The 9221-nt window shown below is 38.3% G+C and carries 8 protein-coding genes, 1 tRNA gene and 1 pseudogene; 4 read left to right on the forward strand and 6 right to left on the reverse strand.

Annotated elements, in window-relative coordinates; translation table 11 throughout:
- Positions 1 to 80: 80 nt before the first annotated feature.
- The 4 genes and pseudogenes from FFM59_RS09045 to FFM59_RS09060 form a co-directional block, all read right to left on the reverse strand.
- Positions 81 to 1268, reverse strand: a pseudogene (locus tag FFM59_RS09045) (iron-containing alcohol dehydrogenase).
- Between the two features lie 16 nt (positions 1269 to 1284).
- The gene (locus FFM59_RS09050) at positions 1285 to 2010 is read right to left on the reverse strand and encodes an SDR family oxidoreductase (RefSeq protein WP_137602715.1); all 726 of its coding nucleotides are present in this window, start codon (positions 2008 to 2010) and stop codon (positions 1285 to 1287) included.
- Positions 2011 to 2027: 17 nt separating this feature from the next.
- Positions 2028 to 2780 carry a triose-phosphate isomerase gene (gene tpiA, locus FFM59_RS09055; protein WP_137602716.1) on the reverse strand — a complete coding sequence of 251 codons (753 nt, stop codon included), beginning with the start codon at positions 2778 to 2780 and terminating at the stop codon, positions 2028 to 2030.
- Between the two features lie 190 nt (positions 2781 to 2970).
- Complete coding sequence (locus FFM59_RS09060; protein ID WP_137602717.1) at positions 2971 to 3180, reverse strand: hypothetical protein; 210 nt, start codon at positions 3178 to 3180, stop codon at positions 2971 to 2973.
- A 203-nt stretch (positions 3181 to 3383) separates the two neighbouring features.
- Here FFM59_RS09060 and FFM59_RS10405 point away from each other — a divergent pair, with 203 nt between their 5' ends.
- Entirely contained in the window at positions 3384 to 3590 is a 207-nt protein-coding gene (locus tag FFM59_RS10405; protein ID WP_225420339.1) for a helix-turn-helix domain-containing protein, read from the forward strand.
- A 52-nt stretch (positions 3591 to 3642) separates the two neighbouring features.
- Here FFM59_RS10405 and FFM59_RS09070 read toward each other — a convergent pair whose 3' ends face one another.
- Positions 3643 to 4845 (reverse strand): phosphoglycerate kinase, encoded by a 1203-nt coding sequence (locus FFM59_RS09070; RefSeq protein ID WP_137602718.1) that lies wholly within the window; start codon positions 4843 to 4845, stop codon positions 3643 to 3645.
- An 80-nt stretch (positions 4846 to 4925) separates the two neighbouring features.
- On the reverse strand, positions 4926 to 5942 hold the full coding sequence (gap, locus tag FFM59_RS09075; protein ID WP_137602719.1) for a type I glyceraldehyde-3-phosphate dehydrogenase: 1017 nt from the start codon (positions 5940 to 5942) through the stop codon (positions 4926 to 4928).
- Positions 5943 to 6223: 281 nt separating this feature from the next.
- On the opposite strand from gap, the gene FFM59_RS09080 reads away from it, so the two are divergent.
- The 3 genes from FFM59_RS09080 to FFM59_RS09090 all read left to right on the forward strand — a co-directional run bounded on the left by FFM59_RS09080 (position 6224) and on the right by FFM59_RS09090 (position 9137).
- A tRNA-Arg gene (locus tag FFM59_RS09080) sits at positions 6224 to 6295 on the forward strand.
- A 163-nt stretch (positions 6296 to 6458) separates the two neighbouring features.
- Positions 6459 to 8267, forward strand: coding sequence for an FAD/NAD(P)-binding protein (locus FFM59_RS09085; protein ID WP_137602720.1), 1809 nt, complete (start codon positions 6459 to 6461; stop codon positions 8265 to 8267).
- A 138-nt stretch (positions 8268 to 8405) separates the two neighbouring features.
- On the forward strand, positions 8406 to 9137 hold the full coding sequence (locus FFM59_RS09090) for an MIP/aquaporin family protein (RefSeq protein WP_137602721.1): 732 nt from the start codon (positions 8406 to 8408) through the stop codon (positions 9135 to 9137).
- The last annotated feature ends 84 nt before the right edge of the window (positions 9138 to 9221 follow it).

Raw genomic sequence — 9221 nt, forward strand, 5'->3', positions numbered from 1 at the left:
TTAAAGGGACTTTGGAGTGTTTTTCCAAAGTCCCTTTATTTTTTATAGTCTGGAATTAGTTTTTTCCCAGCCACTTATTTTTATTCAAATCCGTTTGTTGACATTGAAGCTTGATACAGTTTCACAACGTCGTCCGGGCTTAACTTAACGTAGGCTTTTTCAGATAAGTTAGCTTGGTTAACCGCTGAGGTAGCCATCTCTTCAAAATGCTCAGCACTGTTGATTCCGACATCTGGTAACGTGGTTGGCACCCCAAGACTCTTAACCCAATCATAAACCGCTTGGATTGTCTTCGAGGCAACCTCAGTATCAGAATCTCCTTGAATATTCCACACGTTTCGACCCGCTTTAGCCATTTTAGCATGCGTTGAGGGATCTTCGAAAACTTTTTTCATCCAACAAGGTGTTAAAATTCCTAAACCAACGCCATGGGTGATGTCATAAAAAGCTGATAATTCATGTTCAATGGAATGACAAGTCCAACTATTTTCGCGACCAGATCTAAATAAGCCATTTAATGCCATCGTTGCACTAATCATTAAACTACCGCGCGCATCATAATTTTCAGGTTCAGCGATTGCAATTGGTGCATATTTAATGACTGCACGCATTAACCCTTCGATCATATTGTCCATTGGTTCAGTCATTGCTCGATCAAAATATTGTTCCGTCAGATGAGAAAAAATATCAATTGAGCCCGCAGCAGTTTGATATTTAGAAACTGTAAACGTCTGAGTCGGATTCAAAAATGAAACGGCCGGCGTCTTAGGACCAAAAGTTCTAATTTTTTTGTTCAAATCTGGGTTAGAAATCACGGCTGCATTATTCATTTCAGTCCCTGTAGCGGCAATAGTCAAAATATCAACAACCGGTAATTGATCTAAAGAGTTGCGTTTTTTGGCATCCACTACTAAATCCCAAGGATCACCTTGATAGAAATAAGCTGAACCGATTACTTTAGAAGCATCAATGACAGAGCCCCCACCAACAGCCAAAATTACATCAGTATTCAGCTTTTGCGTTAAGCGTTGGCCTTCAAGGACTTAATCAATTTTAGGATTTGGTGCTATCCCAGGTAATTCTGTGACCTCCAGCCCTTCCAAAGCTTTGATAAATCGTTGATATAGTCCAGATTTCTTGATAGAACCTCCACCGTAAGTTAACAATACTCGATTACCGAATTTTGCTACTGCATCGTGGAGCTCGTTATCAATGTGATTCTGACCAAATCTGATATCGGTCGTATTTTGAAACGTAAAATCATTCATCATCTTATTAACCCTCTTAATTTACTGATATGCCCCCATCAACATATATCGTTTGTCCTGTCACAAAGCCGTTATCCATTAGGAAAAGAAAAGCTTTCGCAACTTCTTCAACTTTGGACACACGTTGAAGCGGAATTTGTTGAACCATTTGTGCTTGATTGCTTTTAAGCTCTTGTCCCTGCAAATCCCGCCATAGTCCAGTCGGCGTCCAGGTGGGAGCGACTGCATTGACTCGAATTTTAGGCGCCAATTCAACTGCCAACCCAGCGACCATTGTTTCAATTGCTTGATTACCAACAATGGCTCCCGAAGCATCAGCTGGATGTCCACCGGCACCACTGGTAAAAATCATACTACCTTGATTATTTATATGAGGCCAAATTGCCTTGGCAATGGTTAAATTAGCGAAAAATTTGTCCTCAATTGTTTGTCTGATTTCAGCGATTGGAGCGGTAACAAACCCACCACCCATTACCCCACCTAACATTGAAATCACATGGTCAAATTGACCATAGTGAGTTAACAATCGGTTTAACTGTTCAGAATTCGTCGCGTCTAACACTTCACCAGCCACTTGATTTGCATTTGATTTTAATGATGTGACAGATTGATCTACCCGGTGTTCATCCCTACCAATAATGATTACTTCAGCGTTTGCTTTTAAAGCTAATTCTGCAGTTTTTAAACCAAATCCTGAACTCCCACCAATAATTAAGATCTTTTTATTTGATAAATCTGTCATAAACATCTTCACTTCCACTATTTGTAATTAACTAACTTCAAAAACGAATCTGGATCTAAACTAGCGTTACCAACGAGTACACCATCAATATCATGACGATCCATCAAATCTGCAATATTGCTTGGATTGACAGACCCACCATATAAAACACGAATTCCATTAGCAATTTCGTCATTATAAATATCTGCCACTGTTTGCCGGATTAAATAGCAACCTTCTTCAGCCTGTTCTGCAGTGGCACTTTTACCAGTCCCTATTGCCCAGCTAGGTTCATACGCTATTGAAATTAACTTCATTTGTTCATCTGTTAGGCCACGTAAGTCAGTCAAAATTTGACTAACTACCCAATGAATTTTATCTCCGGCCACTTGTCGACCCATCGTTTCATCACAACAAATAATTGGCTTTAACCCCGCCTTTAGTGCTGCAAATACTTTCCGATTAATAATTTCATCTGATTCGTGGAAATACATCCGTCGTTCAGAATGTCCTAATAAAACATAGTTGGCGCCCACTTCTTTTAGTACTTGTGGACTAACCTCACCAGTATAAGCACCAGCTTGTTCATAAAAAATATTTTCACCCATGATTTCTAACGGACTACCCTTTGCGGCTTCGGCCATCGCCTGTACATACAATGGCGACACCGCTACAGCGCTTTCAACTTTCGTTGCAGCTGGCAGTTCATCAGCGACCGCATGCACAAATTCGATTGCTTCCGCGGCAGTTTTGTTCATCTTCCAATTTCCAACAATAAATGGTGTTCTCATAACTACACCTCCGTATCAAAGTCTTTACCCCCTAATAGTACTTAATTTGTCGACAAATGGCTAGTAAAGTTCATTAATCATTTTTGTTTGTAAACTACAAAAAGTTTTAACCAAATCGCAAAATTGATTAAAACTTTTTTAATATACCGTTATTGTTCCGAATTTTATCATCATATCACACATGCGACGATTAATTGAAAAAGATCTCGATAGGTATTTCTAAATTATCATGTAAAATTTGAATCTCATCAACAGTAAAGCCTGACTTTCCGCGAATCTTACGGTTAGTAGTTCCGAGACTTTTCCCAATCAAATTGGCAACGGATTGCTGTTTAATGCTATTCTCTTTTAGATGTCCAGCTACCCTAAATTTTGGACCTTCGATTCGGTCAGAAGCCATGAAAACACATCCCCTTTTCTTATGCAATGTATCATATAAGTTATAATAACTCGATACTTTAGAGAAAACAATATGTTTTTAAATAAAAATAGTAGCTTTTATGATGATAAACGGTATAAAATTAACATACACCGTTAATTGGCATTAGGGAGGCGCACACAATTTTTGATACAAGAGCAGTAAATGTATTATTAGGAACCACAATACAGAATAAACGGAAACTCCGCCACCTTTCAACACATGAACTTTCCGCAGAATTATTCCGCGTATACGGAATTTCTGTCAGCGCAATGACAATTTCTCGTGTAGAACGTGGCAACGTTATTTCGTCGGATAAGCTATTCGCAATCGCTAGTTTTCTAGAGATTAACCTAACCGAATTCACATCATCCTTTCCGACGGTTAAATAAAAAAAGTTCTAAACCCCAATAGTGTGGGTTTAGAACTTTTTTATTTTCGAACTTATTTGTCTGAAATTGATGCAATTCCTGGAAGAGTTTTACCTTCAAGGTATTCTAGTGATGCACCACCACCAGTTGAAATATGAGTTAAACGATCGCCAACACCAAGTTGTTGAACAGCGGCAGTTGAATCACCACCACCAACAATTGTGGTTGCGTCAGTAAGTGTACCTAAGAATTCTCCAACTTCAAGAGTTCCCTTAGCGTAGTTACTCATTTCGAACACACCCATTGGTCCGTTCCATACAACTGTTTTAGCATCTTTAAGAACATCTTTGAATAAGTCAACTGACTTAGGTCCGATATCAAGTGCCATATAACCGTCTGGAATATTGCCTTCAACGATTTTATGTTCTGCATCATTATTGAATTCTTTAGCAACAACAGAATCGATTGGTAAAACAAGCTTGTCGCCAGCTTTGTCCAAGATTTCTTTAGCTAAATCAATTTTATCAACTTCAACAAGTGAATTACCAATTGTCATGCCTTGAGCAGCATAGAATGTATAGGTCATTCCACCACCAACAATGACTTTGTCAGCTTTGCTGAGTAGGTTGTTGATTACGCCAATCTTGTCTGAAACCTTTGCGCCACCAAGAATAGCAACGAATGGATGAACAGGATTATCAACTGCTTCACCGATAAACTTGATTTCTTTTTCCATCAAGAATCCAGCAGCAGCTTGTGGCATATTTGAAGCAATTCCAACGTTTGAAGCATGAGCACGGTGAGCAGTACCGAATGCATCATTGACGAAAACATCGCCAAGTGAAGCCCAATACTTACCTAATTCAGGATCATTACCTGATTCGCGCTTAACATATTCACCATTAACAACATCTTCATAACGAGTGTTTTCCATTACCAAAACATCACCGTTATTAAGACCGTTAATTGCGTCTTCAAGTTGTGTACCCTCGGTAGTTGGTACAAATGTAACTGGTTTGTTCAATAAGTTTGACAAACGTTCTGCGACGGGACGCATTGAAAGAGCTGGCTTGTCTTCTTCTTTTTTGATACGGCCAAGATGTGAAAGCAAGATTGCACGTCCACCCTTGTCAGTAACATATTGAATAGTCTTTAAAGCGGCAACGATACGGTTATCATTACCAATAACGCCATCTTTAATTGGAACATTAAAGTCCACGCGCATTAAAACTTTTTTACCTTCTAAATCTAGATCTTCGACTGTTAATTTAGCCATGTTGACCCTCCTAGTTATATATAAATTAAAAAATGAGAGGAGACATTCTCCTCCCACTTTTCAATTAATGATTATTTATCTTAAAGTGTGGCAAATTTCAAAAGAGTACGAACCATGTTGCAAGTAAAGCCGTATTCGTTATCATACCATGCAACTGTCTTAACGATTTGTTTGTCGCCGACAGTTGTAACTTCTGTTTGTGAAGGATCAAAAACTGAACCGTATGTGCTACCAATGATATCGCTTGATACGATTTCGTCATTTGTGTAACCAAATGCTTCATTGTTTGCTGTAGCTTTTTCCATAGCTGAGTTAATGTCTTCTTCAGTAACCTTTTTGTCAAGGATTGTAACCAATTCAGTCAATGAACCATCAACAACGCTAACACGTTGTGCATGTCCCTTTAACTTACCATTCAATTCTGGGATTACAAGACCAATAGCCTTTGCAGCACCAGTTGAATGAGGAATAGTATTTGTACTTGCGGTACGGTTACTACGCATCTTGCTACCCTTAGGTCCATCAAGGATCATTTGAGTTGAAGTAAATGCATGAACAGTAGTCATAGTACCAACTTCGATACCAAATGAGTTATTTAAGAAATAAGCCATTGGTGCTAAACAGTTAGTAGTACATGAACCAGCTGAAACGATAGTATCTGAACCATCAAGGATGTCCAAGTTAACACCAGGAACAACTGTCTTGATATCACCAGCAGGAGCTGAGATTAAGACACGTTTTGCACCGGCAGTGATATGAGCTTGTGACTTTTCTTTTGATGTATAGAAACCAGTACATTCAAGGACAAAGTCAACACCGTCATTCTTAACCCAAGGAATGTTTACTGCGTCACGTTCTGCGTAAACTGGGTATTCTTTACCGTCAACTACGATTCCGTTGTCAGTTGCACTAACTTCACCAGGGAAGGCACCGTGAGTTGAGTCATACTTAAGTAAGTATGCCAACATTGAAGGTGTAGTTAAATCATTGATTGCCACCACTTCAATGTCATTTGAGATAGCGCCTAATTCGTGAATACGGCGGAAGGCAAGACGGCCAATACGGCCAAATCCATTAATACCAATTTTTACAGTCATACTGCAATTTCCTCCTTTAGGAAATAAAATATTTTAATAAAACGTACTTGTTAAGTATATCACGTTGTTCTGAAAATACAACTTTCTATACAAAACAAAAAAGCTAGTTCTATTCTTTGACACACAGAAATAATACTCGAAATTCATCTTTTAGTCTAGCAGTCTGCCTATTTTATTAAAATATTATTAAAGGAAAAATGACTCTAAAAACTAATATCCTGATTCTTTCAGATTTTATCTTGAATTTTATTATCTTTTAACGTAATATTAAAGATTGTTAAGCGCCCCTAGTGTAATGGATCGCACGTAAGATTCCGGTTCTTGAGATCCCGGTTCGACTCCGGGGGGGCGCACTCAATAAAGCACCTAAGCAACTGATATTCAGCTGTTTAGGCGCTTTTTTATTTCTCAATTCTCAACATTTCATAATTCGTCGAATCAAATTTATCGAATTGTGTGCTTATATAGAAAATAAATATATAATAGAAGTAACATCAAATAAGAGGAGGTTTAATTATGCATGTAACTCTTATCGGTGCTGGTCCAAGAGGATTAGTCACCTTAGAAAGATTGACAGAGCGATACCGCTTAAATCAAGAAAAAATTAACATCACTTTAATTGACCCTCATGGAGTCGGTGGCAGAGTATGGCAAGTCGAACAGCCTCATGAGTTGATTATGAACAGTAATGTCAATTTTGTATCTTTATTTACTGACTCCTCAGTTCAAATGAATGGACCAGTGACTCCTGGCCCTAGTTTATATGAGTGGTCAAAAACTGCAGAAGCCAAAGAATTTATTGAAGATTTACATTTTGACAATGAAGAATACTTGCTGAAAGAATTAGCTATTATTCAACCCAATAATTATGCTTCAAGAAGTCTATACGGGACTTATCAGAAATGGTTCTATGAGCATTTAGTAGCTAATTTACCTGACAATGTTCACCTCGAATTAATTAAAGATGAAGTCTATAACGTAATTAAAAGCAACGAACAATATGTGGTTGAATTAAATAATCATTTTTTTAAAACTGATGCAGTCGTTATGTCACTTGGCCATATTGAAAATTTTCCGACTCCAGAAGAAAGCTCATTTAGTAAATTTGCTAAAAAAAATAAACTGACCTACGTAACACCCACTCATCCCCAAGAATATGATTTTTCCGATTTACAGGCACAACAAACTATCATTATTCGTGGACTTGGGCTCAGCTTTTTTGATGCCGTTACCATGCTGACCCAAGGGCGTGGCGGTCATTTCACCCGAGAAGCAAATCAAAAGTTGGTTTATCATCCCTCCGGTAATGAGCCTCAAATCATTGCGGGATCACGACGTGGATTTCCATTTCATGGAAAAGGCACCAATCAAAAACAAACCAATGAAAATGATCAACCCCATTTTTTAACTGCAGATTGGTTTGCCAAGCATACAAAACCTGGTAGCGTTTCAGGTGAAAGCTTTATTGAGTTAGTGCACGCTGAAGTCGAGTACGTGTATTACCAGCGTTTAATTCAAATGAAATATCCATCCATCAATCAGGAAACATTTCTGGATGAATTCATCAAATCAACTGATCGAACTGAATTCATTCAAGACTCGCTGATTGAGCCTTCAGATTATTGGAATTGGGATTACGTTCTCGGACACACAAACACTCAAAACAGTTTAGTTGAATATCTCATTCATGATTATACGGATGCCAAACTCGGTAACAAAACCGGGCCATTTACCTCTGCCTTTGATATGTTGCATGATATTCGTGACTTAATTCGTCAAGTTGTCAAATTAGAGTTACTTTCACCGGTTGATTATCAAAAATACTTTCTCAATCAATTTAAAGGTGAAAATTCATTTCTCTCTGTCGGCCCACCAGAATCACGAATTGAAGAACTAACTGCCCTAATCTCTGCTGGCATTGTCACAGTTCTCAAACCTCGTATGCAACTAAATGCAGATCAACAAACTGGCAAATTTGTGACTTTTTCAGCGTTAGACGTGCCCACACAATATAGTGCAAGTTACCTTGTTGAAGCTCGTTTACCTGCAATCAATGCTAATAAAACTACTAGTTATTTAATTAAAAGTTTACTCAACTCCGGCATTGTTAAACCGTATTCACTCAAGTTGCCCGGTCAAATCAACTATCAGACTGGTGGAATTGTGACTGATAAAAAAGTTAAAAATTCTGGTAAAGGACTTTTCTTCTGGGGTGTCCCAACTGAGGGTAAGAGCTGGTTTACTACAGTTAGTCCACGTCCCAACAATAATGATAAAGTCTTCATTGACGCCGACCAAATTGCCGAAAAAATTGAAAATTTATAGGCAATATTAAAATCACTTGCGACAACCACTGAAGTGTGGCTTTCTTTCCTAATTTATCATTTACTAAACTATTAAAGTCGAGTATAGTGTTAAACAGTGTGAAAATTACAAATTTTAGGAAAGAAAGTGGGAAACATAATGCATTACAGCTTATTAATTCGTGCCATTGCCGAGTTTATCGGTACAGCATTTTTAGTCGTGTTAGGTAATGGTTCAGTCGCCAACGTGGAACTCAAAGGAACGAAAGGATCTCATGGTGGTTGGATTCTAATCGGACTCGGGTACGGAGCTGGTGTATTAATTCCAGCAATGATGTTTGGGAATGTTTCTGGAAATCATATCAATCCTGCATTTACATTGGGATTAGCTATTAATGGCATGTTCCCTTGGAGTAATGTGATTCCTTATTTGGCCGCCCAGTTTGCTGGTGCAATCGTCGGACAACTTATTGTGGTTTGGTGCTACAAGCCTTACTATAATCAAACTGAAAATCCAGAAGCCATTTTAGGTACCTTCTCGACCATCGATGCGGCTCATTCTTACCGTGATGGATTCGTTAATGAATTTGTCGGAACCTTTATTTTAGTCTTTGGTGCATTGGCAATGACCAAAAATATCGCCTTTGAACAAAATATTGCTTTAGCGAACTTCTCAGTTGGTTTCTTAGTTGCAACTCTTGTTATTTCCATGGGTGGTGCAACTGGTCCAGCCTTGAATCCTGTTCGTGATCTTGGTCCTCGATTAGTTCACGCATTATATCCAATTAAAAATAAGGGTGATTCTCATTGGGACTATTCTTGGGTTCCGGTTGTTGCTCCAATCTTGGCCGGTATCTTAGCAGTCTTCGTATACAAATCAATTTTTATTTAAATTCAAAAAATAAAGTGGCTGGGAAAAAACTAATTCCAGACTATAAAAAATAAAGGGACTTTGGAAAAACACTCCAAAGTCCCT

Origin of the sequence: Paucilactobacillus nenjiangensis (assembly GCF_005405445.1) — a bacterium.
In the GTDB taxonomy this organism is placed as follows: Bacteria; Bacillota; Bacilli; order Lactobacillales; family Lactobacillaceae; genus Paucilactobacillus; species Paucilactobacillus nenjiangensis.